Origin of the sequence: Sporosarcina sp. ACRSL (assembly GCF_022346605.1) — a bacterium.
Lineage (GTDB): Bacteria > Bacillota > Bacilli > Bacillales_A > Planococcaceae > Sporosarcina.
Map to the genome: position 1 here is coordinate 552,623 of NZ_JAKRNT010000001.1, position 26,494 is coordinate 579,116.

General features: G+C 42.9%; 26 protein-coding genes. 20 read left to right on the forward strand and 6 right to left on the reverse strand.

The window, feature by feature from the left end; translation table 11 throughout:
• The first annotated feature begins 116 nt into the window (after positions 1–116).
• From MHZ92_RS02945 to MHZ92_RS02955, 3 genes are read left to right on the forward strand one after another with little or no spacing between them, the layout of a single operon-like run.
• Complete coding sequence (locus MHZ92_RS02945; RefSeq protein WP_239430023.1) at positions 117–3,725, forward strand: dynamin family protein; 3,609 nt, start codon at positions 117–119, stop codon at positions 3,723–3,725.
• Positions 3,722–4,543, forward strand: coding sequence for a sulfurtransferase (locus MHZ92_RS02950; RefSeq protein WP_239430024.1), 822 nt, complete (start codon positions 3,722–3,724; stop codon positions 4,541–4,543). The genes MHZ92_RS02945 and MHZ92_RS02950 overlap by 4 nt, the downstream gene beginning before the upstream one ends.
• A gap of 21 nt (positions 4,544–4,564) precedes the next feature.
• The gene (locus tag MHZ92_RS02955) at positions 4,565–5,158 is read left to right on the forward strand and encodes a metallophosphoesterase family protein (RefSeq protein ID WP_239430025.1); all 594 of its coding nucleotides are present in this window, start codon (positions 4,565–4,567) and stop codon (positions 5,156–5,158) included.
• Between the two features lie 31 nt (positions 5,159–5,189).
• Here the strand turns inward: MHZ92_RS02955 and MHZ92_RS02960 are convergent, their stop codons facing one another.
• The gene (locus tag MHZ92_RS02960; protein ID WP_239430026.1) at positions 5,190–5,603 is read right to left on the reverse strand and encodes a ribonuclease HI family protein; all 414 of its coding nucleotides are present in this window, start codon (positions 5,601–5,603) and stop codon (positions 5,190–5,192) included.
• 74 nt (positions 5,604–5,677) lie between these two features.
• On the opposite strand from MHZ92_RS02960, the gene MHZ92_RS02965 reads away from it, so the two are divergent.
• Positions 5,678–5,866, forward strand: coding sequence for a zinc-finger domain-containing protein (locus MHZ92_RS02965; RefSeq protein ID WP_239430027.1), 189 nt, complete (start codon positions 5,678–5,680; stop codon positions 5,864–5,866).
• A gap of 52 nt (positions 5,867–5,918) precedes the next feature.
• Here MHZ92_RS02965 and MHZ92_RS02970 read toward each other — a convergent pair whose 3' ends face one another.
• On the reverse strand, positions 5,919–6,122 hold the full coding sequence (locus tag MHZ92_RS02970; RefSeq protein WP_239430028.1) for a cold-shock protein: 204 nt from the start codon (positions 6,120–6,122) through the stop codon (positions 5,919–5,921).
• A 145-nt stretch (positions 6,123–6,267) separates the two neighbouring features.
• On the opposite strand from MHZ92_RS02970, the gene MHZ92_RS02975 reads away from it, so the two are divergent.
• Positions 6,268–6,912, forward strand: a complete 645-nt coding sequence (locus tag MHZ92_RS02975) for an HD domain-containing protein (protein WP_239430029.1) — start codon at positions 6,268–6,270, stop codon at positions 6,910–6,912.
• Positions 6,913–6,968: 56 nt separating this feature from the next.
• Here MHZ92_RS02975 and MHZ92_RS02980 read toward each other — a convergent pair whose 3' ends face one another.
• The 3 genes from MHZ92_RS02980 to MHZ92_RS02990 all read right to left on the reverse strand — a co-directional run bounded on the left by MHZ92_RS02980 (position 6,969) and on the right by MHZ92_RS02990 (position 9,710).
• Positions 6,969–7,352 carry a YmaF family protein gene (locus MHZ92_RS02980; protein ID WP_239430030.1) on the reverse strand — a complete coding sequence of 128 codons (384 nt, stop codon included), beginning with the start codon at positions 7,350–7,352 and terminating at the stop codon, positions 6,969–6,971.
• 204 nt (positions 7,353–7,556) lie between these two features.
• Entirely contained in the window at positions 7,557–8,975 is a 1,419-nt protein-coding gene (locus tag MHZ92_RS02985; protein ID WP_239430031.1) for a PQQ-dependent sugar dehydrogenase, read from the reverse strand.
• Positions 8,976–9,170: 195 nt separating this feature from the next.
• On the reverse strand, positions 9,171–9,710 hold the full coding sequence (locus MHZ92_RS02990; RefSeq protein WP_239430032.1) for a transcription repressor NadR: 540 nt from the start codon (positions 9,708–9,710) through the stop codon (positions 9,171–9,173).
• A gap of 89 nt (positions 9,711–9,799) precedes the next feature.
• On the opposite strand from MHZ92_RS02990, the gene MHZ92_RS02995 reads away from it, so the two are divergent.
• From MHZ92_RS02995 to MHZ92_RS03030, 8 genes are all read left to right on the forward strand, one after another.
• Complete coding sequence (locus tag MHZ92_RS02995; protein WP_239430033.1) at positions 9,800–10,876, forward strand: branched-chain amino acid aminotransferase; 1,077 nt, start codon at positions 9,800–9,802, stop codon at positions 10,874–10,876.
• Positions 10,877–10,951: 75 nt separating this feature from the next.
• Entirely contained in the window at positions 10,952–12,064 is a 1,113-nt protein-coding gene (menC, locus tag MHZ92_RS03000) for an o-succinylbenzoate synthase (protein WP_239430078.1), read from the forward strand.
• Positions 12,065–12,179: 115 nt separating this feature from the next.
• Positions 12,180–12,980: a DUF6612 family protein gene (locus tag MHZ92_RS03005; protein ID WP_239430034.1), complete on the forward strand. Its 801-nt coding sequence runs from the start codon at positions 12,180–12,182 to the stop codon at positions 12,978–12,980.
• A gap of 350 nt (positions 12,981–13,330) precedes the next feature.
• Entirely contained in the window at positions 13,331–13,933 is a 603-nt protein-coding gene (locus tag MHZ92_RS03010; protein ID WP_239430035.1) for a TetR/AcrR family transcriptional regulator, read from the forward strand.
• A 54-nt stretch (positions 13,934–13,987) separates the two neighbouring features.
• A complete protein-coding gene (locus MHZ92_RS03015) occupies positions 13,988–14,860 on the forward strand; it encodes an alpha/beta hydrolase (RefSeq protein WP_239430036.1) in 873 nt (290 codons plus the stop codon).
• Positions 14,847–16,241 (forward strand): dihydrolipoyl dehydrogenase, encoded by a 1,395-nt coding sequence (gene lpdA, locus MHZ92_RS03020; RefSeq protein ID WP_239430037.1) that lies wholly within the window; start codon positions 14,847–14,849, stop codon positions 16,239–16,241. Before MHZ92_RS03015 ends, lpdA begins: the two co-directional genes overlap by 14 nt.
• Positions 16,242–16,321: 80 nt before the next feature.
• Complete coding sequence (locus tag MHZ92_RS03025) at positions 16,322–16,756, forward strand: lipocalin-like domain-containing protein (RefSeq protein ID WP_239430038.1); 435 nt, start codon at positions 16,322–16,324, stop codon at positions 16,754–16,756.
• 352 nt (positions 16,757–17,108) lie between these two features.
• A complete protein-coding gene (locus MHZ92_RS03030; RefSeq protein WP_239430079.1) occupies positions 17,109–18,290 on the forward strand; it encodes an acetyl-CoA C-acetyltransferase in 1,182 nt (393 codons plus the stop codon).
• A 40-nt stretch (positions 18,291–18,330) separates the two neighbouring features.
• Here MHZ92_RS03030 and MHZ92_RS21545 read toward each other — a convergent pair whose 3' ends face one another.
• The gene (locus MHZ92_RS21545) at positions 18,331–18,723 is read right to left on the reverse strand and encodes a DinB/UmuC family translesion DNA polymerase (RefSeq protein WP_370644598.1); all 393 of its coding nucleotides are present in this window, start codon (positions 18,721–18,723) and stop codon (positions 18,331–18,333) included.
• A gap of 488 nt (positions 18,724–19,211) precedes the next feature.
• Here MHZ92_RS21545 and MHZ92_RS03035 point away from each other — a divergent pair, with 488 nt between their 5' ends.
• The 7 genes from MHZ92_RS03035 (at position 19,212) to MHZ92_RS03065 (ending at position 26,386) form a co-directional block, all read left to right on the forward strand.
• Positions 19,212–20,465 carry a Y-family DNA polymerase gene (locus MHZ92_RS03035; protein ID WP_239430039.1) on the forward strand — a complete coding sequence of 418 codons (1,254 nt, stop codon included), beginning with the start codon at positions 19,212–19,214 and terminating at the stop codon, positions 20,463–20,465.
• Between the two features lie 168 nt (positions 20,466–20,633).
• The gene (locus MHZ92_RS03040) at positions 20,634–20,966 is read left to right on the forward strand and encodes a YolD-like family protein (protein ID WP_239430040.1); all 333 of its coding nucleotides are present in this window, start codon (positions 20,634–20,636) and stop codon (positions 20,964–20,966) included.
• 75 nt (positions 20,967–21,041) lie between these two features.
• Positions 21,042–22,796 carry an ABC transporter ATP-binding protein gene (locus MHZ92_RS03045; RefSeq protein ID WP_239430041.1) on the forward strand — a complete coding sequence of 585 codons (1,755 nt, stop codon included), beginning with the start codon at positions 21,042–21,044 and terminating at the stop codon, positions 22,794–22,796.
• 5 nt (positions 22,797–22,801) lie between these two features.
• Positions 22,802–24,583 carry an ABC transporter ATP-binding protein gene (locus tag MHZ92_RS03050; protein WP_239430080.1) on the forward strand — a complete coding sequence of 594 codons (1,782 nt, stop codon included), beginning with the start codon at positions 22,802–22,804 and terminating at the stop codon, positions 24,581–24,583.
• A 166-nt stretch (positions 24,584–24,749) separates the two neighbouring features.
• Positions 24,750–25,460 (forward strand): cytochrome c biogenesis CcdA family protein, encoded by a 711-nt coding sequence (locus MHZ92_RS03055; RefSeq protein WP_239430042.1) that lies wholly within the window; start codon positions 24,750–24,752, stop codon positions 25,458–25,460.
• 70 nt (positions 25,461–25,530) lie between these two features.
• The gene (locus tag MHZ92_RS03060; RefSeq protein WP_239430043.1) at positions 25,531–25,860 is read left to right on the forward strand and encodes a thioredoxin family protein; all 330 of its coding nucleotides are present in this window, start codon (positions 25,531–25,533) and stop codon (positions 25,858–25,860) included.
• Entirely contained in the window at positions 25,853–26,386 is a 534-nt protein-coding gene (locus tag MHZ92_RS03065) for a CcdC family protein (RefSeq protein WP_239430044.1), read from the forward strand. Before MHZ92_RS03060 ends, MHZ92_RS03065 begins: the two co-directional genes overlap by 8 nt.
• The last annotated feature ends 108 nt before the right edge of the window (positions 26,387–26,494 follow it).

Below are 26,494 nucleotides of genomic sequence, written 5' to 3' on the forward strand. Positions count from 1 at the left end.
CGGTACTATTTGGTTGACGTGTATTCTTAATGCATAAACTCCGAATTTTCAATATAAATCGTTTGATAAAAGAAGATGGTATAGTAGATACAGAATAAGAGGAAGGATCGAATGCAATGTTTGAAAATGATATTCTGAAACGCACTGCTATTTACGGTCATTTATTTCATAAAAATCACGATGAAGAACGTGTTAAGAAAGCGACGTCGTTAGCTCGAAAACTAATGGATGAAGAGTTTGTCATCGCTTTTGCCGGCCATTTCTCAGCTGGTAAATCTTCCATGATCAATGCATTGACGGGCGAGGACCTTTTGCCTTCCAGTCCAATTCCAACGAGCGCTAATATTGTAAAAGTGAAGAAAACTGATGAAGAATATGCAATTATCCACCGGACGGACGGTTCAGTCGTCAAGTTAAAAGGTAACCGTTTCTTTGATGCAATCAAGTCATTTAGTAAAGACGGCTCGGAAATTTCCCTTATCGAAATCGGTCATCCGGCATCAAGCTTACCGGAAGCGTTAACGGTTATGGATACGCCAGGAGTCGATTCAACGGATGATGCCCACCGATTATCGACTGAATCAGCCCTTCATCTAGCTGATTTCGTTTTCTATACGATGGACTATAATCACGTCCAATCGGAACTGAATTTCAAATTCACGAAAGAATTATTGCGTTATAATGCGAATGTTTATTTGATTATTAACCAAATTGACAAGCATCGGGAGAATGAGTTGCCTTTTGAGGAATTCCAGCGATCTGTTGAAGATTCTTTTAAATTATGGGGAGTAGAATCAAAAGGAATCTTTTATACGTCTTTAAAATCTAATGATCTTCCATTTAATGATTTTGAAAAGGTAAAAGGCATAGTTGAAGGTTCGATTGTGAATTGGAAAGATCACTTTTTGGAAAACGCTGAGCAATCGCTTCTGAAATTAAAGGAAGAACACTTGGCATTTCTGGAAAGCGAAAAAGCTGAATGCAAATCCGCATATGACGAAATCGTTTCGGAGGAAGAGTGGAACCAGTCTGAAGAACTTTCACTTGAATTGGAAGAGCTGAAAAAACGAGCTTCTCTTCTGTCGGGAGATGAGTTTTATGCGACTTTCGAACGGGAACGAAACGATTTATTGCGAAATGCTTCGATTAGCCCCTTTGAAACACGGGAGTTATTGAAGGACTATTTGGAGTCGAAATCACCGAGGTTCAAGGTTGGTTTATTATTTAGTGCAAAAAAGACAGCAGAGGAAAAAGACAAACGAAAGAATTCATTGGCTTCCAACTTGTCAAAACTCATACATACTCAGATTGAAGTCCATTTAAAGGCACTTATGAAAAAGACGCTTAAAGATGCGGGACTGATGACCGATGAGCGATCCATTGAAATTGACGGAATGGATATGTCGGTACCGTTTGAGGAAATTGACGAACATTTAAATGTTTCGGATGTCGTCACAGGAGATACCGTTTTAAATATGGCGGAACAGATGAAAACCGCTATCATCCAAGTCTTCCGCAGACGGACAGACGATTGGAAACGAGAAATGTCGACAATCGCTGCTTCTGCGGGCAATGAACAAACGGAGCTGCTCCTTCAGTCGATCAAAGATTTGGAGCAAAAGTTGGCAGCTATTGCACAAGTGAATAAGATCGATCGACAACGTACCGAATTTATTGAAAGCATCACCTCTCCTTCGGCATCGCTCAAATCGTCAAGCGAAACATTACTCGGGCAATGGGGAAAATCGTCAGAAATCGAAACTGTGGAACTTGACGGGTCGGAAACAATCGAAAACGAGACTGTATCGGAAGTTGTTGAGCAAGAACAGGCAAATGACGATGACGTGCAAGCAAATCATATCGATGCAGATAAAACAATCGAACAGGCGTTACATATTTCGCAAGCCATCATGAATATCCCAGGTTTTCTGGAGACGGCCAATTATTTGAAAAACAAAGCGGATCGTCTTACGGACCAAGAATTCACTGTCGCTTTATTTGGAGCGTTCAGCGCTGGGAAATCGTCTTTTTCCAACGCATTGATCGGCGACCGTGTATTGCCGGTTTCACCTAATCCGACAACCGCTGCCATCAACCGAATTAGACCGATTTCAGACGGCAAAAAGGATAGGACGGCGGATGTTCATTTGAAAACTGTTCGTCAGATGACCGAAGATGTCGCATTTTCATTCGAAGCGCTCGGAATGCCGATTTCCACATTGGAGGAGGCATTCGACAGAGTAAATGAAGTCATCAATAAAGAACTAGATGACGAAAGCCTGCATATCCATAAAACATTCATCCGTGCGTTTGAGGCGGGCTACCCGGTTTATAAAGAAAAATTAGGGTCTGTCATGAATGTCGATCAAACTGAATTTACCCGATTCGTGGCAGAGGAGGAGCGAAGCTGTTTCGTCGATTCCATCGATTTGTTTATTGACAGTCCGTTAACGAGGCAAGGCATTACTCTCGTAGATACGCCGGGAGCTGACTCCATTAATGCGCGGCATACAGACGTTGCTTTCGACTATATAAGGAATGCTGATGCAATTCTTTTCATCACATATTATAATCACGCCTTTGCCCGTGCTGATCGTGAATTCTTGATCCAACTCGGCCGCGTAAAAGACGCTTTCGAATTGGATAAAATGTTCTTTATCGTCAATGCAATCGATTTAGCCAATAATGCGGAAGAAGCAGACGCGGTTCTCTCATTCGTTGAGCAGGAACTGGCAACATTCGGTATTCGCCATCCACGAGTACATGGGATTTCAAGCTTGCAAGCGTTGGAAGCAAAACTTGATGGTCGTGAAGATGAATCAATGAAAGCATTTGAAAAGCATTTCAGCCATTTCTTAAGAGAAGATTTGAAAGGGCTTGCCGTTAAAGCCTTGGAGGAAGAGGCGGCTAAAACGGTTAATAGGCTTTCCATTTTGATTGAACGTGCGGAAGTGAATAGGTCACGCAAAGCGGAGCGAATGTTGGAGCTTGACCGTTTTGAACAGGAAGTTCGAGCTCGCTATGCAAACAGTTTTGCAGAAGTGATCCGCAAAGCTGCAAGCAATGAATTAAACGAATTAGTTTATTATATTTTACAACGGGTATTTCTCCGCTTTGGAGACTTCTTCAAGGAAGGTTATAGTCCGTCGACGTTTGCGAATCATTCCGCAGAAAGGGCATTGACGTTAGCGCTCACTGAAACAGTGCAGATGGTCGGCTTCGACTTGACACAAGAATTGAAAGTGACCAATTTACGAATGCTCAATTTCATGAAAAAACTATTGATAGAGCGGGAGCGTGCTGAAATGCGGTTCCTTTCTGAAAAGGACAGTTCCATCGCGCCATCGCCTTACGAAGCGGATGATGCCGAGATGCTTTCGTTCGTCGCACCTTTTGAGAATCCTTCTATTTATAAAGATGTGAATCGTTTATTCAAAAACCAGAAATCATTTTTCGAAAAAGGAGAACGTCTCGTTTTGAAAAACCGACTGGAAGAACGGTTGAAAGAGGATGCCTCGACTTATTTAGGCAAGGAAAAAGAACGTATTGAAATTTGGGCGGAGCAGTGGGTCGAAGCGGAAGCGGAAGGGCTGCGCCTCCATTTATTGAACCAAAGCATCAAACAGATTGAATCCGAGCGTTTTCTCTTGCATGATACGGAGCAATTAGAGGAATGGCGCAAGGTTCATGAGAAAATCCAACTGACAGGAGCTGGGTTGAAATGAGTGAAGTATTCAAGTCGATCAAAGATGTGAATGGGGACGATGTAAAATGGATCGACGCCCGTTTTTCGTTGCAGGACAACAAGGCAGGGAGAAAAAAGTTCGAAGAAGGGCATATTAAGGGTGCTTTGTACTGGGATCTCGAGGAAGATCTTTCCGATATGACAGTGAAATCGGGAAGGCATCCATTGCCCGACAAGGAGAAATTGACGGCGTTATTTCGGAAAAGCGGTCTAGAGCTCGATAATCGGATTCTCGTATATGATGACGGCGGCAGCCCTTTTGCGGCAAGAGCGTGGTGGATTTTACAATACGGAGGATTCAAAAATTCGTTCATCATCCAAGAAGGTTTCGAGGAGCTTCAAAATTTTGGAGTTGCTGTTTCCAAAAATGAATATATACCTGAACAATCCAATGTAAATCCTGTTTGGAATGAAACAATTTTCGCATCTCGTGACTTGGTTGAACAAACAGTCGAAGGGAATACAGGCAACGTACTGCTGGATGCTCGTTCAGCAGAGCGATATCGCGGCGAAGTTGAACCCATCGATCCAATTGCGGGGCGTATCCCGGGGGCGTTGAATTTTGATTGGGAACAATTGAAGAAAGATGGATCCTTCAATTTGAATGGAGACGTAAAAAATCAGCTGGCACAAGTTGTCAACGATGACGATGAAGTGATCGTGTATTGCGGGAGCGGTGTTACGGCCGCTCTGTTATTTGCAATGCTTAAGCAAAGCGGGTACGAACACGTCAAGCTCTATGTCGGCAGTTATAGCGACTGGATTTCAAGGGAAGTTGTTGAAGTGGAAAAAGGCTAATGTAATCGAGGTGCAATAAAAATGAGATATGCGATTATAGGAGATGTTCACTCCTCCAAAAAGGACTTGGAGGATGTCCTTGCTCATATTAACGAACAGGCACCTGATTCCATTTTAGTAGGAACCGGGGATTTGTACGAATGTATCATTAGCAAGCGCTATGTGAATGATCGCTCGTTTACAAGCCTTGAAGAAGTAATGCTTCTACCCGATGGTTTTGAAGAGCTGCTAACTTTCCCTTCCGTGATAGGGAACCAGGAAGAACGAATTTTGTTTATTACGAGAACGGATGATCCATTGCTCGAAAAACTATCTGCAATGCCCGAAACAATGGAACTAGGCGTTGCAGAAGTAATCCATGGCCATCAATGGAAATGGGGCGGAGAACCTTGGTCACTTATTGAAGCTGATACGTCAAAAAATTTGACGTTCTACGGCCATAGCCATCGTTCGGGGTTGATTCGCAACGATTGTGAGGAGAAGATCGCTTTCAATCAACCGTATGATGTGAAAGGGGACAAAACGCTTGTGAATGTGGGAGCTGTTGTCTCTGATAAGGAATGGGTGCTGTACGACGATGTACAACATACTGTTACCTTCAAGAAAGTGAAGTAAGATAGAAGCGTTTGCCAATCCGCGAACGCTTCTATCTTTTTCCTCCATCGTCCACATCTGCTTGTCGATGGATCGCTTCCCGGGCGAGAGCATCTGCGGCTCGATTTTCAGTGTCCGGAATCCATTTAATGAAGAAAAAATCAAACGTCTTTGCAATCGATAAGATTTTCTGTAAATACTCCTTATGTACATCGTTTTTCACGAACTCTTTTTCCACAGCCAAGACGACAGCCTTCGAATCAGAGCGGGCTGATACAATTCCGGTCGTCAATTTTGCGGCTTCTTCCATTCCGCGAAGAAGGGCAAGAAATTCTGCAGTGTGATTGTTCGTCGGTTCGATTGGTTCAGAGAGCTTGACGATTTGGCCTTCTCCTTTGATGAATATTCCGATGCCGCTTTTGCCCGGATTTCCAGCACTGGCGCCATCTACGTATAATTCGAGCATTTTCCATCTCTCCTTTGTTGCAACAGGCTGAAAAGCATATTAAAATGAATAAATGACTTGACTTGGAGGTTGCTATGGATAAATTGACAGTCATGAATGAAATAAATGAAGTGCTTGATACGTATTGTGAAGGATGTTTTGTCAAAAGGCAACAAGTGAAGGACAATGGGAAAACAGGGGCGCACCAGTTTTGCATTAAAACTTGCACAATCGGGGAGCAACTTCAATTTTTAGGAAATGAAATGAATAAATTAACAAAATAATATCCCGCCAGGATTTTCTCGGCGGGATATTGCATGTGTAGTCATTCATTATTCATGTTATAGTCAAGACATTTGCCGCTTGGGGTCCGCGGTTACCTTCTACGATTTCGAATGATACGGTCTGTCCTTCATCCAATGTCTTGAAGCCATCTGACATTATACCAGTATAGTGGACAAACACATCTTCACCGTTATCCGCTTCAATGAAACCATATCCTTTTTCATTGCTGAACCATTTTACTTTACCTTGGTACATGTTTATTCCTCCCTCGGCATTTCAATGTCTCCCCATTATTAAACATGGTTGCATTAACTATACATGAATCGACAATATACGTCAACGACATGCCTAAATTTTCAGTCGAATTGTTTTAAATAATCACATGAAAGAGGTTGAGAAGATGGAAACGATTGTAGCGAACGTAACAGAGAGAGTCATTGAAATTTATCGGCAGTTTGACGCAAGCCATGATTTTAATCATATTTTGCGTGTAATGAAAAACGCGGAGGATATTGCAAGGACATTGCCGGAAGCAAATCTTTCAATAATTAGGCTAGCCGTCCTCCTTCATGATATCGATGATCCGAAATATAATTCAGTTAGCAATGTATCGGCTCGTGAGCTGCTTCATACAGCCGGGGTTGAGGATGAGTTGGCAATTCAAGTTTTGGAAACGATCAACAGTGTTTCATTTAATGGCGGAAACGAAGAAGAGATTGTTTCAATTGAAGGTGCGATTGTCAGGGATGCAGATCGGCTCGACGCAATCGGTGCAATCGGCATCGCACGGACTTTCGCATTCGGAGGTGCGAGAGGGAGGAAATTATATGATACGGATGAAATTGCAAGAGGGAAAATGTCCGAGGAAGAATACCGATCCAAGGATACAGCCTCGGTTACCCATTTTTATGAGAAACTGCTTTTATTGAAAAATTTAATGGTGACTGAGGAAGGAAAACGCCTTGCTGAGGAGCGCCATGCCTTCATGATTTCTTTCTTGGAACAATTAAAGGCGGAAACCGGGTTTGATGCAAACGGCAAATAAGATAATAGTACAGAGGCAAACCCTTTGGAGATCCAAAGGGTTTGAGTTAGAAAACACTATGTTAAACTTGTTCGTCCGCTATAACCGTGTCTATGGGGATTAGCACCACTTACTGTAGTAAAACCACTAAACTCATGGTAATGACCGCCGTTAGGAAAGGTAATAGACGGACCAGTAACTCCATGAATCTCATGTCGATGTCGATCATCGATAGATGTAAATGTAAAGTATCTATGAGTGTGAGGTACTCCACTTGGGGCTGGTTCAGTAGTTCCGGCATATCTGTGCGAATGACCATCTTCAAAAGAAGTGACACCTCTAAATTCGTGTACATGAGCAGGCACGGGTCTTCCATCCCATTGAGTAATGAAAAGCTGATGCGAATGCATAGGATCAGAATCATCTGAATGATACATGAATCCGGAAACTGGTATTTCCAAAAATCTAACTCCTTTTTGCTTTTTCAATACTATATGTGTGAGAGTTGTAAAATATTTTGAACTTATGTCAATCAAGTAGATTATAGGGAACCTTATTTCATCTTGACAGAATGTCAATCTTGTTTCGGGTGTTCAGCTTTTAATAAATGGTATAAAACAAAAAAGAAGCCCGTTCGCTCTCCTTTCTGTTCATTCGATATTAAATCACTGAACAATTTCAAAAACAGTGCCTTTATTAAAATCGGTTACATTCATAGAGCCATAAACCCCTAAATAGAGTCTGGTTTGATCCAGATTCGTTCCTAAGCTAACATAATGAGCTGATTGTGACTCGAAATTATAATCGGTTTGAATAACACGATAATCATTTAACTGACCATCTATTCTTCCTCTAGTATAAGCTAACACCCCTCTCCCCGGAGTTGGAGATCCCTTATCCGCGATGTCCGTAAATACAACGCTTCCCATTAAATCGGGGATTCCATTCCCCATATAGGCTTGCACTCCTGTAAGTGCAGTTCCTCCAAACTTATCGAGGCGGGGATCTTGATGGAAATAACTAGTTAACGGCGGAAGACGTCTTGATGAAGTTTCTACTGCTTCATTGTAATAAGCAATTGTTTTCTTATCCAAAGCAGGATTTGCGGAGCAGCCCTCTATAAACGAAGTTGGAAAAGCACCTTCCCACCCCCGCCACCCAAAGTTAATAAGCCCTTTTTGGTCCCGTTCAGATTCCGACAAGAAAGCTTGAACAAGCTGAGTAACCGGTATAGGTTTATAATGAACGAATGAAAAAATCGACTCGACCAAATCCTGTCCGACATTGCCTACATATTTAATATACAGATTATAAAATCTTTGATATGAAATGCCTGGTATATTTCGGACACCCTTGGCAATTACTGTAAGTGTATCTTGAATAGGTACGGGGAGCTCGTTAAAACGTGTGACTACGGGTGGATTATTGATAAATGTGTTCTTACCTACATCAATTTCAATTATTTTACCGGCTATTTCCATATCATCCTGACTTAGATTAAATGGATCATAGGCCGATCCACCGTCTCCGGTTGTTAAAACAAGTTTTCCTGTTTCAGGTGAAAAGTTTAAGCTATTGACGCCATTATGATTTAAAAATGGCCTTCTAATATTAAGCAGTGTCCGTCGTTTTTGAGGTTGACTTTTTTGTTGGTAAACCCATTCTTCAACAGTATCAATATGGTCATATTGAGTTTCTCTATTATTCCATCTTAGGTTTAAAGTTCCAGAATCACATGGATTAGGTTTAAAACCTTCAGGAAGAGGACTTGGACTTTGACCTTGTGTTCCAGCTACTGAATAGTGAAGGTAAAATAAGCCGTTATAATAAAAATTGGGATGAAACGCTAGACCCAGCAATCCCCGTTCATCATATCCACCACTCGAACCACCTAGCTTTATGATTCGTGATCGAATATCTAAAAACATTCTTACTTCTCCGTCTCCTATGTAAAAAATCTCTCCTACCTGAGTGGCTATAAATAATCTTTCAATTGAGTCACCCGGAAGTATAGTTGTTTTCAATACAGTAGGTAAATTTACCTTGTTTAGAACAGGGCGCAAGTTAACCTTTACCTTTTTCAACTAACTTTACACTCCTTCAATTTGTTTTCTTTTTAAGACTATGATTCCATTTGTTTTGCTAGTACCTGTGCTGCTTATACCAACGTTTCACATCACTTTTTATCAAAAACAAAAACATCATCCAGAAAAAGATGATGTTAGGATTGTGTATGAAGTTTTTAAGTAACATAAAATTTTCTTCCGAATAAATATTCTTCATTCGACGAGGATACCCGCTTTTCTCAATGCGATTTCTGCATTGTCGATTTGATGTTGTTCGTCTGCAATGACGGTATGTAGATGGATGCCGCCTTCTGCAAGCTTTGATAAGTACACTGCATTGGCTTCATGGATACGCCGCATGAATTCCTTCACTTCCAAACGGTTTGAGACCATGATTGACGCACTTAAGTCACCATAGACAGGGTGCTCGATTTTGACATCCTTGACAGTCAATCCGTGATCAACCAGGATGTTTAGTTCTTCTTCCGTTTGTTCTGAAGTGTGGTGGCAGACGAGTACTTTCTCAATTTTTTCAGGCCCCGTGGATGCATGAACATATATATACCCTTGACTTGTTGCTAGAATGGGCTCTTTTTTTGCTTTTAACAAAGTGATATCTCCGACAATTACTTGGCGGCTGACATTTGTCAATTCACCAAGTTCTTTGCCTGTCAATGGGGAGTCGGCTTTCCGCAATGTTTCTAAAATCAATTGCCGGCGTTCATCTCCGAGCATTTTTTCAGTTCCAGTCAATGTCATCCCTCCATTGCTTCCATTTTACCATACTGTCTTGACCGTTTCGTGTATAATGAAAAAATACATAATACGAAGGGGGATTTACGATGTCGAACTTAGTAGTTAGTGTTGAAAAGACCTTACATCCGAAAACGAAGCCTGCGTTCGATCAGCTTTCATTCGGCACGGTTTTTACAGATCATATGTTTACGATGGAGTATACCGAAGAACAAGGCTGGCATAGCCCGAAAATTGTTCCTTATGAACCGATACTTCTTGATCCAGCGGCAATGGTATTCCACTACGGTCAAACAGTGTTCGAAGGATTGAAAGCTTATGTGACGGATGATGATGAAGTTCTTCTTTTTAGACCTGAGGAGAATATGAAAAGATTAAACCGTTCAAATGACAGGCTTTGCATCCCTGCATTTGACGAAGAGCTCGCTCTTACCGGTCTTCGGAAGCTAATTCAAGTCGATAAAGATTGGATTCCAAATATTGAAGGGACGTCCCTTTACATTCGACCATTCATTTTTGCAACGCAGCCATATTTAGGGGTGGCTCCTTCAAAAACGTACCGTTTCATGATCATTCTTTCACCGGTTGGTGCCTATTACAAGGAAGGCATCAACCCTGTCAAAATAGCCGTCGAATCTGAATTTGTCCGTGCAGTGACGGGTGGGACAGGCAGTGCGAAAACGGCAGGAAATTATGCAGGCGCGATGAAAGCCCAGGAAATGGCGGAAGCGAAAGGCTATTCACAAGTGCTATGGCTCGATGGAAAAGAGCATCGATACATTGAGGAAGTCGGTGCGATGAACGTCTTCTTCAAATTGAACGGAGAAGTTGTCACACCTGAGCTTAATGGAAGCATTTTAGAGGGGATCACACGAAAATCTGTTATTGAATTACTCCAGCATTGGGACATCCCGATTACCGAACGGAAGATTTCGATGGAGGAGCTTTACGAGGCTCATCAGTCCGGGATACTAGAAGAAGCGTTTGGGACGGGCACCGCAGCGGTCATTTCTCCTATTGGGGAACTATATTGGAATGAAAAGAATATCACTATCAACAATGGGGAAATCGGTGCTTTATCGCAAAGGATCTATGACACGATGACCGGCATCCAGACCGGTCGACTAGAAGATCCGTTCGGATGGCGGATGACAGTGGACATTTAACTTCATTTCAGTAGGAATCGGGGCATCCTGTCAGTGGCAGGGTGTCTCTTAGTCATTGAAGGAAGGTGAATGATTTTGCAAATTACAGAAGTGAAGATCCGAAAGATGAAAATGAGAATGAAGGAACCTTTTTCAACAAGTTTTGGGACAATGCAGGATAAGCATTTTATGCTGCTGGAAGTACATGATGAGATGGGAAACATAGGCTGGGGCGAATCGGTTGCTTTTGATGCCCCGTGGTATACGGAAGAAACTGTGGAAACGAGCTTGCATATGCTCCGTGATTTCCTCATCCCTTTGTTGCTCGGCGAAAAAATCGAACATCCCGATCAAGTAGGGAGCTTGTTTTCTCCCATCCGCGGCAATAATATGGCGAAAGCTGCCATTGAATGCGCCGTCTGGGATCTTTACGCGAAACGAAACAGGATTTCATTGGCCGAAGCGCTCGGCGGGCAACGTCAACGAATCGAAGTTGGCATTAGCATAGGGATACAAAAGGACTTCAATCAGCTGGTCGAAAAAATTCAACATTATTTGGATGAGGGCTACAAGCGGATCAAAGTGAAAGTTAAGCCTGGCGCTGATATTGACGTTCTTCGTAGGCTACGAGACGTTTTTCCCGAAGTCCCGCTTATGGCGGACGCGAATTCGGCATATTCATTGGCCGATATTGACTTGTTAAAGCAATTGGATGAGTTCAGCCTTCTCATGATCGAGCAGCCACTCGCGCATGATGACATTATCGACCACGCCATTTTGCAAAAACAGTTGAAAACGCCGATTTGCCTTGATGAAAGCATCCATTCATTGGAAGACGCACGCAAAGCGATCGAGCTTGGAAGCACGAAAGTCATCAACGTTAAAATAGGGAGGGTCGGAGGTTTATCTGAAGCGAAGCGGATCCATGATTATTGCATGGAGAAAGGTGTTCCTGTCTGGTGCGGCGGCATGCTGGAGGCGGGAATCGGGCGCGCCCATAATATTGCCTTGACATCCCTCCCAAACTTCATTTTTCCTGGCGATACGGCAGGCTCATCCCGATATTGGGAAAAGGATATCATCGAGCCCGAAGTAGTTGTAGAAGATGGATACATAACGGTACCAACCGCCCCGGGAATAGGATTTACGCCCGATCTCGATGCTATTGAGAAATTCACGACCGATCTATGGCCATTTCGGGAAGAGTGATTTTCATCGTTCGTCCTACATGCAACTTCTTTTAGGCAATATCCGTCTAATGGATTGATGAAGTGTGCAGTTTCCAGTAAAATGAACGTAGGTTTCGTAGAGAGGAAGTTTACATGTGAAAAAAATAATTAGTGCCCTTGCTGTCGGTGCGTTCGTTCTTCTATTAGCCGCTTGCAGCAGTTCGGAAGAGGCTCAAAAGAAAATGACTGCTGGAGATTTGTTGGACAAATCACAGGAAGCGATGGACAACTCATTGAAAGCTGTCCGCTCGCAAATTGTCTTTGATGATTATGCGGTGACAGTTTATGACGGCGATATTGAAAATCCGGAGAAAGCCGGCGTGAAATTCGATATGAAGGTCGAAGCCTTCCTTGACCCGAAAAAGATTCATATTCAATCGAATGTCATTCCGCGTGGCGTGAAAGCTTGGAATATGGATGTGTACCAGGTGGGAGATCAGGTGTTTACAAACGATGAACGTCAAAACGAATGGGAAGAATTGCAGTCCGGTTCGATTGAAGAACTATATGGTTCATTAGCATCTGTAGCATACCCGATTCTTGATTTGTCCAAGTTCAAAGAATTCGAGGACGAATTTATCCTGAAGCCGATCGAGTACGGATATGCATTGAACTTGACGTTGGACCGCGATGGGGTCAAGCGTTTTAAGGAGATTTTCCCGGACTTCGGACCGCGTGAAGACGGGTTCACCATCGTTGATAAAATGGATGTAGCAATTACGTTCAATAAAAGCACATCGTACGTGACGAGCTTCAAGTTGTCATCGGATATGAGAAATTACAGAGATGGGAACTCTTACCGATCCCGCCAAAAGTTGAACTCCACATACAGTTATTTCAACGACATCGAGGATTTCAACTTACCGAAGGAAGTTAGTAATATGGCAGTAGAATGAAATGAAGAGGCATCTATCCTTGAATGGGATGGATGCCTTTTTTGCTTTTTTACTGGCGCCCTCTGCTTTTAATTAGTAATAAGAACCATTTTTAATATGAATATTCCGTCGACGAAATCTTCATTGACTTAGGAGGGACGGAGCGGCTATGGGGCCCTCCACTTTCCGGAGTTTACACAGGTCTATCCAAACTTCGGGAAGATGGCGTTCGCTACACTCGAGAAAACACCATTGCCAATGTACATTGTAGGAAAACGGCTAAATTTAATTTTTGTTAAAAGGGCTCTTGACTTTGTATCTGACTTCCTTCATATTAAAAGAGACTGGATGGTATCTTTTGGAGGATGTAAATGAAAAAAGGAGAGTTAACTAGACGTAATATTATTCGAAAATCCGCTACGATATTTAACAGAAAAGGTTACATGACAACAACGATGAGTGAGATTATTCAGGAAACAAATATTCAAAAAGGGGGGATATATCGACACTTTAAGGATAAAGAGCAGTTGATGGTCGAGTCTTTTCATTTTTCTACTGAAATAATGCGAAATCATTTAGTGACGAGTGTTTCACAACACGAGCATGCAATGGATAAATTAATCGCATTTGTGGAGGCCTTTTTACAATTAAGTGAAGGGGAACCGATTGTAGGTGGGTGTCCTATTTTTAACGCAGCCATAGAAATGGATGATTTAGAAGGAAGTGCGTTACTGCCATCAATTAATGAAGCAATGGATATGTTGATAAAATGGATGGTGAAAATTATTGAGGATGGTATTAGGCATCAGGAGTTGAAGCAATCATTACAGCCATACGACACTGCGATATATATCGTTTCAACACTTGAGGGTGGACTCGTATTAGACAGATTAAAGAAAGATGGGCAATTAACTAAGATCATTATAAATAATTTGAGGCAATATATTTCAATGATTGCTACAGAGCGGCGATAAAGCCGTCTTTTTTTCAATTAAAAAGAGACCGTTCGGTATCTTCAGGAGGGTATTATGGAATATTTAATATTCATTGCTTTCATAGTAATTATCTTGTTTTTGAGGAGCTATATCATTCGTTTTATTTTCACACCGAAACTAAAAGAGGATAAAAAATACCCGAATTCGACTTATGAAAACATTGAAATTGAGCTTGGCATTGGGACAATTCGAGGATGGCTTATAAAAAGTGAGAAGGCAAGAGGTTGCTTTCTACTGGTGCACGGATGGAGCTCTACAAAATCAGACATGTTACGGTATGTTGATCCCCTTGTAGCTAGCGATTATGACGTAATAATTGTGGATGTTCTTGGTCATGGGCAAAGTGATTTAATACAAAAACAAGTGAGTATTGAAACGTTTGTCCAAAGTATAACAACAACGATTGATTATGTGGGGGAGAGGCCAGATATTAATAGTCGTGCAATCTATGTTTTAGGGCATTCAATGGGAGGAATAGCTGCAAGTATTGTGAACTCCACAGATTCGAGGTTACAAGCACTTATTACCGATTCAATGCCAACATCATTAAATAGTATTGGCAAATCGATGGCTGAAAATGTAAAACTGCCTTATATTCCTTTTGGTTGGCTATTTATCAGTTGGTTTTTATTACGAGGAGGTGTTTTTTTAAAAGCTAGAAGAGAATGGCATCTAGAAAAAATATTGAAAAACCAAAAGTCCCCAGCTCTTGCCATACACTCTATTCTGGATAAGAAAGTGCCGATTTCAAATGTGGATGTCCTATTAAGTGATAGTAACTTTAAACAAGTAATTAAAGTTGTAACAAAAGGTCACCATAATTGTGTGAAAGATAAATATTTTTGGAATAACGTTTTTCAATTTATAGCAAACAGTGAGGGGGATATAGGAAATGAAGTATATTGATACACTTGTGATTGGTGCAGGTCCAGGAGGATATGTGGCGGCAATTCGCGCTTCTCAAATGGGTCAAAATGTAACAATTGTAGAGAGGGAGTATTTAGGAGGAGTTTGCTCAAATGTGGGTTGTATCCCATCAAAAGTGCTGATCTCAGTGGGTCATCGTTTTGAGCAAGCAAAGCATTCAGATGATATGGGTGTTGTTGCACAAGAAGTAAAACTCGACTGGAGAAAAGTGCAAGAATTCAAAAACGGCGTAGTATCTAGATTAGTAGGCGGTGTTGGAAGTCTATTAAAAGGCAATAAAATAGACATCGTGAACGGTGAAGCATACTTCCTAGATGCAAACACTGTACGTGTAATCGCTGGAGATAGCGCACAAACCTACACATTCAAAAATGCAATACTTGCAACAGGTTCTCGTCCAGTTGAAATTCCAGCATTCAAATTCACTGAACGCGTAATCAACTCAACTGATGCACTTTCTTTACCAGAAGTACCAGAAAAGTTAGTTGTTATCGGTGGTGGTTACATCGGTACTGAGCTAGGTTCTGCTTATGCTAACTTAGGTTCTCACGTCACAATCATTGAAGGTGGCAAAGATATCTTAGCCGGTTTCGAAAAGCAAATGACACAAGTTGTGAAAAAAGGCTTAAAGAAAAAGGGTGTAGAGGTCATTGTTGGCGCAGCAGCTAAAGGTGTAAAAGAATTTGATAACAGCGTAGTATTAACGTATGAAACAGGCGGAGAAGAAAAAACAGTTGAAGCTAATTATGTATTAGTAACTGTAGGTCGTCTTCCAAATACAGATGAAATGGGTCTTGAAGCAGCAGGCATCGAATTCGCAGAACGCGGTTTATTAAAAGTAGACGTACAATGCCGTACTTCAGTACCAAACATTTATGCAATTGGTGATATCGTATCTGGTCCACAACTTGCGCATAAAGCTTCATATGAAGGTAAAGTAGCAGCAGAAGCAATCGCTGGTGAAAAATCAAGTGTAGATTACTTAGCAATCCCAGCTGTATGCTTCACAGATCCAGAACTTGCCACTGTTGGTTACAATGAAGAGCAAGCAAAAGCAGAAAGTATCGAAGTGAAAGCTACAAAATTTCCATTCGCGGCAAACGGTCGTGCATTAGCTTTAAACGCATCAGATGGTTTTGTGAAACTTGTTGCACGTAAAGAAGATGGCTTATTAATCGGTGCTCAAATCGTAGGATCTGGTGCATCTGAAATGATTGCTGAATTGGGTCTTGCAATCGAATCAGGTATGACTACAGAAGATATCGCATTAACAATCCACGCTCACCCAACTTTAGGTGAGATGACAATGGAAGCTGCTGAGGTAATCTTGGGGAGACCAATTCATGTTGCGAAAGCATAATGGATAAAAACGGAGATATAGACTTATGAAAAGTTTTTAGTCCATAACATTATAATAGACTTTTTTAGGAGGTATTCTGATTGACAACATTAAAAGAACAGATTGTTGGTGTTTGGTCACTGGTATCTTTTCAAGATCAAGATCAGAACGGAAACACTTTTAATAAATTAGGAGAAAATGCAACGGGGTTTATCATGTACCATCCGGAGGGTTATATGTCTGCCCAACTTATGCAACAGGGTCGTGCACCGTATCAATCTAGGGATATGCTTAAAGGGACGACCAAAGAAATGGCTGAAGCAGCGCTTGGTTATTTGGCTTATGCTGGAAAATTTGATGTTAATGAAGAAGAGCGTACGCTAATCCACCATATGGAGGTAAGTATGAATCCGACCTGGTTAGGCCAGCTACAACCACGACTAGCTTCAATTGAAGGAGATTTACTCACTATTCATAACGGCTTGAATCCAAATCAAAAGTTGATCTGGAAACGTGTTAAAGCGTACGAATTTTAATTTGGTAGATGTGGTGTGAGTAAAGAATAGGAACGTAATGTCATTTGAATAAATAATTTGAGGCAATATATTTCAATGATTGCTACAGAGCGGCGATAAAGCCGTCTTTTTTACAATTAAAAGAAACCGTTCGGTATCTTTTGGAGGGTATTATGAAATATTGTGAAACTTGTAGCAACTAAAGAAGATGGCTTATTAATTGTTCGATAACAAAAAATGGATTGGATATCCCGATATATTTCCATAACCCACACGATGATATACAGAGAAATCGGGTTTTCTTTCCTCTGTAGAAGCAATCATTTAGAATGAGATAATTAATCGATAGATAATAAAAAGAGAGGACGTTTTTATTATGAAAACAGTAATTGTAAGCGGAGTGAGGACAGCTTTTGGAAAATTTGGCGGTGGATTGAGCAGTATGACAGCATCAGATCTTGGAGCAGTTACCATTAAAGCTGCTTTGGTAAAAGCAGGAGTCACTGCAGAGCAGGTGGACGAAGTCATTATGGGATGCGTTCTTCAAGGGGGACAGGGACAAATTCCCTCCCGGCAAGCGGCTAGAAAAGCAGGTTTACCTTGGGATGTAAAGACAGAAACCATCAACAAAGTTTGTGCATCGGGCATGCGCAGCGTTTCATTAGCAGATCAAATCATTCGAGCCGGGGATGAAGAAATCATCGTAGCCGGTGGTATGGAATCCATGAGTAACGCACCATACTTAATTGAAAAATCAAGATGGGGCATGAAAATGGGTGATGGTGTGGTAAAGGATTTAATGATCCTCGATGGATTAAGCTGCAGCTTTACCGGTGTTCGAATGGGAGTATACGGAGACGAAACAGCAACGGAAATGAACATTAACCGCAAAAAGCAGGATGAATGGGCGTTAAGAAGTCACAAGCGGGCACTCGCAGCCATTGATACAGGAATTTTTGCAGAGGAAATTGCACTAGTAGAAATTCCACAAGGAAAAGGTAGGGTGGTGGTCATCGACAAAGATGAAGTACCAAGAAGAGATACGTCCTTGGAAAAACTTACTGCCTTAAAGCCGGTTTTTAACCAGAATGGAACGATTACTGCAGGGAATGCGCCAGGTGTCAACGACGGTGCAGTAGCCTTAGTACTAATGAGTGGAGAAAGAGCAGCAAAGGAGAGCATGAAGCCAGAAGCTGTTATCTTGGCTCATGCCGAAGTCGCGGTAGAAGGAAAGGATTTTCCGAAAACACCAGGTCTCGTGATCAATAAACTTTTGCAAAAAACAGGCAAGACCGTGGATGAGATTGATTTATTTGAAATTAATGAAGCCTTTGCTGCAGTGCCATTGGCAAGCGCAGAAATCGTTGGATTAGATTTGGAAAAGGTGAATGTGAATGGCGGCGCCGTTGCACTCGGTCATCCAATAGGTGCGAGTGGGGCACGGATTATCATTACGTTAATGCATGAATTAAAAAGAAGAGGTGGAGGCATTGGGGTTGCCGCTATCTGCAGCGGTGGTGGCCAAGGGGATGCGATTATGATTGAAGTTCCATAGTGAGTATATTTTACAAAGTTCCCATATGATAATAAGGAAGTTAGAGAGCAAGCACGTACAAGAGAAGCAGAACCATGAATGGCTCCTGAACAGTCATTGAGCGATTGAACCTATCAACAGCAACATCACGGCTATAGTTTACAGTGATAGATACGATTTTCCCTACAAACTTGTGTAATCGAACTTGTCGCATGGTCTCTTCGTAAAGTTCTAAAAGAATTGTCTTAGCTTCCACAATGGTATAATCCCTTATAAGCGTTTGAACGCGACCATAACCCTTTGTTTTGGATACTTTACCCACATTAGAGTCAACAGAGTTGTAAGGTATGAATAATCCATTAAAGATGCTAGTATCTATACCCCAAGAATGCAAAAACCACTCACGACCTAGGACGCCGAAGCGTTTCTCCAACTTTCCAACAGGGTAATGCATAAATGTTTAGGGCTAATTTAGCGATACGGCAATAGAGTGAAATGAAGAGGCATCTATCCAATAGGATGGATGCCTCAGCCTGTTGACAAACGCTCGCATCCGTTGTTGCTCGTGTCGCTCGTCCGCTCATGAACTTAAGTTCTATTCGCGTCTTCGCTCCACTTCGCGCGGGCTCGCAGGAGGCGAGTCATGCAACCGTTGCCACAGGACGTGGCGATCTTAGGTTGTCTTCCTTGACAAGCGTTTTCAATCAGGCTGAAGGAAATCTCGACTTATCAGTTTTTCCCTTTAATGAGTGTAGACAAAGTCAAAGACCTACTTTGTCTACACTCTGAGGCATCTATCCAATAGGACGGATGCTTTTTTGCGTTTGTACAGGCTATTTCGGCTACCCTCCGCTTTTTAATTAACAATAAGAACCATTGAATATGAACATTTGTTCCGGGTATACTATATAGAACAAGTGTTCTTTACAGGAGGGAATGCGTATGTACGAAAATTTACCGGATCGGAAAATCGTATGCCTCGATATGCGGAGTTTTTACGCTAGCTGCGCGGCCGCAATCGAAGGGCTCGATGTCATGGATACACCTATCGCCATTATCGGCAATAAAGAGCGAAAAGGAGGCATCGTCCTCGCCGCTTCTCCTGCCTTGAAAAAGGAATTCGGCGTGCAGACGGGAATGCGGCTATATGAAATTCCCGATGACCCATCCATACGGCTCATTGAACCGAAAATGCAGTTTTATATCGATGTTTCAATGGAAATCGCGCGCCATTTGAACCGCTATGTGCCGAAGGAGGCAATCCATGTCTATTCCGTCGATGAAAGCTTCATTGACTTAGGAGGGACGGAGCGATTATGGGGCAATCCCGAAGAGACAGTTAAACGGATACAGGATGAACTCGTCGACCAATTTCAACTAAGATCGGCATGTGGCATGGGTCCGAATATGCTGATGTCAAAACTCGCCCTCGACTTGGATGCAAAGAAGACCGGCTTCGCTCGCTGGACGTATGAAGACGTGCCAAAGAGGCTATGGCCGGTAGCGCCGCTCAGCCGCATGTGGGGCATCGGCAGCCGGCTTGAAAGGACGCTGAACAACATGGGGATCTTCTCAGTAGGCGATTTAGCCCGCACACCTCTCGAACGGCTTGAAACGAAATTCGGCGTCATGGGAAACCAATTGTACCATCATGCGCATGGCATCGACTTGTCCGACCTCGGAGCGCCTCTCGTCGAAGGCCAGATCAGCTACGGAAAAGGGCAAATCTTGTATCGCGATTACACGAAGCGGGAAGACATCCTTGCCGTCATCCTTGAAATGTGTGAAGACGTCGCCTTGCGGGCGAGGGAAGCGCGAAAGGCGGGACGGACAGTCCATCTGTCCATCGGGTATTCAAAAAACTCGCTCGGAGGAGGCTTCGGACGTTCACGTTCAATGCACGAAGCAACAAATGACACGATGACCATTTACAGGCTTTGCACAAAGCTTCTCGACGAATTCCACGACGGTCGCCCCGTACGCCGTATCGCCATCAGTCTCGCAAATTTAGAAAATGAATATGCGATGCAGCTCAGCCTTTTCGATCAGCACAAATGGCGCAACCGCCAGCTCGGGGAGGCGATGGATTCATTACGCAAAAAGTACGGCTCCACAGCTATACTACGCGCAGTCTCCTACACGGACGCCGGAACTGCCGTCCATCGGTCAAAGTTGATTGGGGGACATTACAAATAGATGTTATAGTAAGCTCCGTTGATTGGAGCGGAAGGCGGCGACTCCAGCGGGAAAGCGAGACAGGGGAGACCCCGGAGGGAGCGAAGCGACTGAGGAGGCTCACCGCTCGCCCGCGGAAAGCGTCCGCCTGGAGCGGAAATCAACAATTTCGTAAAGGGAGATGATCTGATGATTCGTGACCGAGGACGAATTAAATGGACGGCGATGATGTTGCCGGAGCATGTCGAACAACTGCGGGAATGGCAAAAGGAAGACGGACTGCAAATAAGACAACAGCCCGACGAACAGCAACTTGAACAATGGAACTATCAAATCCACGAAGCAGCGGAAAGGAAATTACAACTATCTGTACAGTACTGGAACGACGCAAAAGTAGCAGAAGGCAAAGGATACATCAAAAAAATTGATGCCTTGGAAGGGACCCTTCATCTCGTTTCCGAAAAAGGTGAAACACACCGTATCCCATTTGTCCACCTAAAAAGTATTTCAGAAACCGAATAATTTAAGTTTCGTACCTTTTCTATTGTTCAGACTTTTGGTAGACTATTCAAGGATAGAGAAAAGAGGGGGAATACTGTGAAAGTCTTACTGCAGCTTGGCTGGTTTTTCAAACAAAGGAAGAAACAATATGGACTCGGTATCGCAGCGCTTATGTTCGTTTCCATATTGCAATTGCTTCCTCCGAAAATCATCGGCTTGATCGTCGACGATATTACGGAAGCCACATTAACAGCTTCCGAACTGACAAAATGGCTCGTCATCTTGGCAGTTGCCGGAATTCTCATGTACGTGTCACGCTATTTTTGGCGCGTCATGATTTTCGGTTCCGCAGTTCTTTTATCACGGACAATGCGTGAAAAATTATTCAATCACTTTACAAGGATGTCACCTTCTTTTTATCAAAAAAGACGGGTCGGGGATTTGATGGCCCACGCGACAAATGACATTAATGCCGTGCAACAAACGGCAGGTATGGGAATTTTGACACTGGTTGACTCCATTTCCACGGGAGGCTTCGTCATTTTGACGATGGCGTTGACGATCAACTGGAAATTGACAATCATTGCGCTAATTCCGTTTCCATTCATGATTTTCCTGACGAGCTATTATGGGAGATTGCTGCGCCGCCGTTTCCGCTTTGCGCAAGAAGCGTTCTCCAATCTGAATGATAAGACACAGGAAAGCATTTCTGGAATCAAGGTAATTAAAACATTTGGACAGCAGAAAGAAGATATTGAAGATTTCACGGATTTATCGACGGATGTCGTCGCAAAAAATATGAGGGTTGCGAAAGTGGATGCTCTTTTTGATCCGACCATTACAGGTATCTTTGCGGTATCTTATATTCTATCTTTCTATTTCGGTACGAAATTCATCATTGCGGGGGATATGTCCATCGGAGACATGGTGGCGTTCAGTACATACCTAGGATTGCTTGTATGGCCAATGCTCGCTTTCGGGTTCCTGTTCAACATCGTGGAACGCGGAAATGCGTCGTACAGCCGGATTACAGAATTGTTGTCCATCACTCCTGATATTAAAGACGTTACAGGAGCAATTGATCGACGTCCGGAAGGCGATCTTCACTTCGATATCGATGAATTCAAATTCCCTGACGATGAAAGTCCGGCGCTTCATAACGTTCACTTCACATTGAAACGCGGGGAGACACTGGGAATTGTCGGAAAGACTGGCTCCGGAAAAACAGCTATCTTGAAATTGCTGTTGAGAGAATTTGAAGGATATAAAGGAAGCATCGTCTATGGCGGGCATCCGATCAAGCAATACAAGCAACAGCGTTTACGGGAGTCAATTGGCTACGTGCCGCAGGACCACTTCCTCTTCTCGACGACGATCGCGGAAAATATCGCGTTCACGAATCCGAAAATCGATCGGGAGAAAATTTACGAAGCAGCGCAGCTTGCCCATATCCACGATGACATTACAGGATTTGCGGAAGGTTATGAAACAGTTGTAGGGGAGCGTGGCGTTTCATTGTCCGGAGGCCAAAAGCAACGGGTATCGATTGCACGTGCTCTTATTATGCAACCTGAATTGCTCATTTTGGACGATTCGTTATCAGCAGTCGATGCCAAAACCGAAGAAGCGATTCTCGAATCGCTGAAACAGACCCGAACAGGGGAAACGACGATCATCACATCACACCGTCTAAGTGCGATTCAGCATGCCCATAAAATCATCGTTATGCATGAAGGGACAATTGTCGAAGCGGGTACACATGAAGAATTGCTCGCATTGGACGGAAGATATAAAGAAATGTACGACTTGCAGCAATTGGAAGTGCTCGTCGAGCAAGGAGGGGAAGAGTGATGCAGATGGAAAAACAACCCAAATTGACAGCGAAGGACCAATGGATCGTATTCAAGCGACTGATGCGTTATGCGCTCCCGCATAAAGTAAGCATTTCAATCGCATTGTTCTTCCTTGTCTTGACGATAACGGGAAGCATCGTCGGGCCGCTCATCATCCAATCGTTCATCGATAATTACTTGACGCCGCTTCACTTCCCGAGAAACGAAGTGATGACTCTTGCGCTCGTATACATCGGGCTCCAGATTTTCATTGTCGTTGTGTCATATTTTCAACTACTCCGTTTTCAGGACATTGCCTTGAAGGTTATTCAACAAATGAGGATTGATGTGTTCACAAAGGTCCAAGGACTCGGAATGCGCTATTTTGACAGGACACCGGCAGGAAGCATAGTGTCGCGTGTGACGAATGATACGGAATCGATAAAGGAAATGTTTGTCAGTGTCGTCGTTACTTTCTTGCAAGCGATTTTCGTCATTATCGGTGTCTATATTGCACTCTTTTCACTTGACGTAAAACTTTCGATTGTATCATTGGTACTCTTGCCGTTATTCTTGGCAATTATCATCGTCTACCGGAGATACAGTGCTGATTTCTATCAGGACATCCGGGAGCGGTTGAGCCAATTGAATGCCAAAATTGCCGAGTCGTTATCAGGTATGGGCATGATCCAAGCCTTCCGGCAAGAAGATAGATTGTCAAGTGAGTTCGATGATATTAATGAAGGACATTATCGCGCGGGAATGCGTAACATCAAATTCGATAGTGTGCTGTTAGGGCCATTCATCGACTTGCTGTATGCATTTGCCATCGTCTTAGTCCTTGGCTATTTCGGATTCATGTCATTGGATAGTGCAGTCGAAGTCGGGGTCATCTATGCATTCACGACGCTCATTGGCCGTCTGTTCCAACCTGTCCAGCAAGTAATGCAGCGGATGTCCATCTTCCAACAGGCGCTCGTTTCTGCATCGCGTGTGTTCAAATTGATGGACGATCCGGATATGGAGCCTGCGCAACAAGAAACGAAGCATAAGGAAATCCAGGAAGGCACAATCGAATTCCGTAATGTGACATTTTCCTACGATGGTAAAAATGATGTGTTAAAGAACATTTCATTCACAGCAAACGCCGGCGAAACTGTTGCATTAGTCGGTCATACAGGAAGCGGAAAAAGCTCCATCATCAACCTGCTCATGAGGTTCTATGAGTACGACCAAGGGGAAATCCTCATTGACGGAGTCTCGTTAAAAGACTTGCCAAAAGCAGAATTAAGGAAAAAAATTGGACTCGTTCTGCAAGATCCGTTCTTGTTCTATGGGGATATCGAGAGCAATATCCGTTTGCATAATAAAGAGATGTCCTCAGAAGAAGTTCGAGCTGCGGCGGAATTTGTGCAGGCGAATGAATTCATAGAGAAACTTCCAGATAAATATTCACAGAAAGTGACAGAACGGGGATCGACGTTCTCAAGTGGGCAGCGTCAGCTCGTCGCGTTCGCTCGGACAATCGCTACGAACCCGAAAATCCTCGTACTGGACGAAGCTACTGCGAACATCGATACAGAAACGGAAGTGGCCATCCAAGCGAGCTTGGAAAAAATGCGAAAGGGCCGTACGACAATTGCTATCGCCCACCGGTTGAGCACGATTCAGGATGCGGAGCTCATCCTCGTCCTTCACCAAGGAGAAATCGTCGAACGCGGAAACCATCAGCAACTTCTCGCACAAAAAGGGCTTTATTATATGATGTACCAACTACAAAACGGTCTCATGGAAGACGCCATGTAACCGATCGGTTCGCCATCAACGGCGAACCGTTTTTTCGTTTTAACTAGCTCCGAGTGGCTAATCGCACCCTCCTTTTCATTGTTCAAAAACTGTTCACAGTTAAAATAGGCGAATTTCGGCTTGGGATTTGATACGATGGGTGGAGAAGAGAGAAGGGGAGAGAATGATGGCAACTGATTTAAATATATTTCTAGCATTCGGCGCAGGGTTTCTCAGTTTCATTTCGCCTTGTGTCCTGCCATTGTATCCGGCATTTATATCATACATTACCGGCATGTCGATAGAAGACTTGAAATCGGATTCAAAACGGATGAACCGAAATGGCATGCTACATACGATATTCTTTTTACTCGGATTTTCGGTCGTATTCGTCTTTTTAGGCTTCAGTACATCATTTGTCGGCAACTTCTTCGTTCAGTACAAAGACTTGCTTAGACAAATCGGAGCTATTTTCATCGTATTATTCGGACTGATGGTCGTCGGGTTGTTTACACCGAAGTTTCTAATGAAAGACCATCGATTGCAATTCAAAAATCGTCCTTCCGGCTATTTAGGGACGGCTTTGATCGGCCTAGCGTTTTCTGCCGGATGGCAACCTTGTATGGGACCAATCATCGGGGCTATTATTGGCCTAGCAGCTGCAAACCCGAGTTCCAGTATGCTGTATATGATGTTGTATGTACTCGGCTTCGCAATCCCATTTTTCGTCTTGTCGTTTTTCATTACACGACTTGGATGGATCCGCAGAAACAGCAACCTGATCATGAAAATTGGAGGCTATATCATGATTGCATTCGGTATTTTGCTGTTCTTTGACGGTATCGTATTTTTAACAAGTTTGCTTAGCCCAATTTTCGGTGATTTCCAAGGGTTTTAATAATCATCAACACTAGAGCCTCTTAGCATTGCTAGGAGGCGTAATTTATTGTGAAGTGGAGGAACTGCCGATGAAAGAGATAGCATCCTTTGAACAATGGCTCAACATATTGGCGAGTGAGCCACGGCTATTATTGTTTGTGAAAACAGATCATTGCTCCGTCTGTGAAGGGCTTTATCCGCAAGTTGCGAGTCTTCAAGAGGACTATCCATTCCCTTTTTATAAGGTGAATGTGGCACAAATCCCTGAAATGGCGGGACAGCTTTCTTTATTCACCGCTCCTGTCGTACTTCTATTTCGACAAGGAAAGGAAACAGCAAGATTTGCCAGATTCGTTCAGATGGAACAGTTGAAATATCGGATGGATGAATTGGTGGAGTGGGGGGACGAGCATGTATAAACTTCAAGAAATCATTGATTTTATTTTTAATGAAATCCCCTCTATCTATTTAATCGTCGGCTCAACATTATTATTTCTATTTATGGGTACACTTGCATTCATCGTCCGCACAAAAGCTGCGAAAAGGCCGATATCACCGAAAAAAATCATATTGCCGCCGCTGTTCATGTCGACAGGGGCGCTTATGTTTTTATTTGAAGAGTTTCGAGTGCCATGGCCGCAAGTCATTGAATCGATTTTCGTCGGACTGCTTTTTTCGATTGTCTTAATTAAAACGACGAACTTTGAAGAAAAGGATGATAAACTCTACGTAAAAAAGTCGAAAGCATTCCTACTCATCCTTTTCGGGTTACTCATTGTACGTTTTGTTGCAAAATTGATATTAAGCAGCTCAATCAATGTCGGTGAGCTTGGCGGCATGTTCTGGATTCTCGCATTCGCCATGATTGTCCCATGGCGCATTGGGATGCTTGTAAAATACTTCAACCTAAAAAACGCCATTGAAAAAACCTCTGCACTGACATAAGAAAATGAGACAAATAAAAACACCTTACGTTGAAAAACGGGTATTGAACCTTAATACATCAACGTGGAGGTGTTTTTTCTGTGGGAACTAGAGTTAGTTATCCAGAAG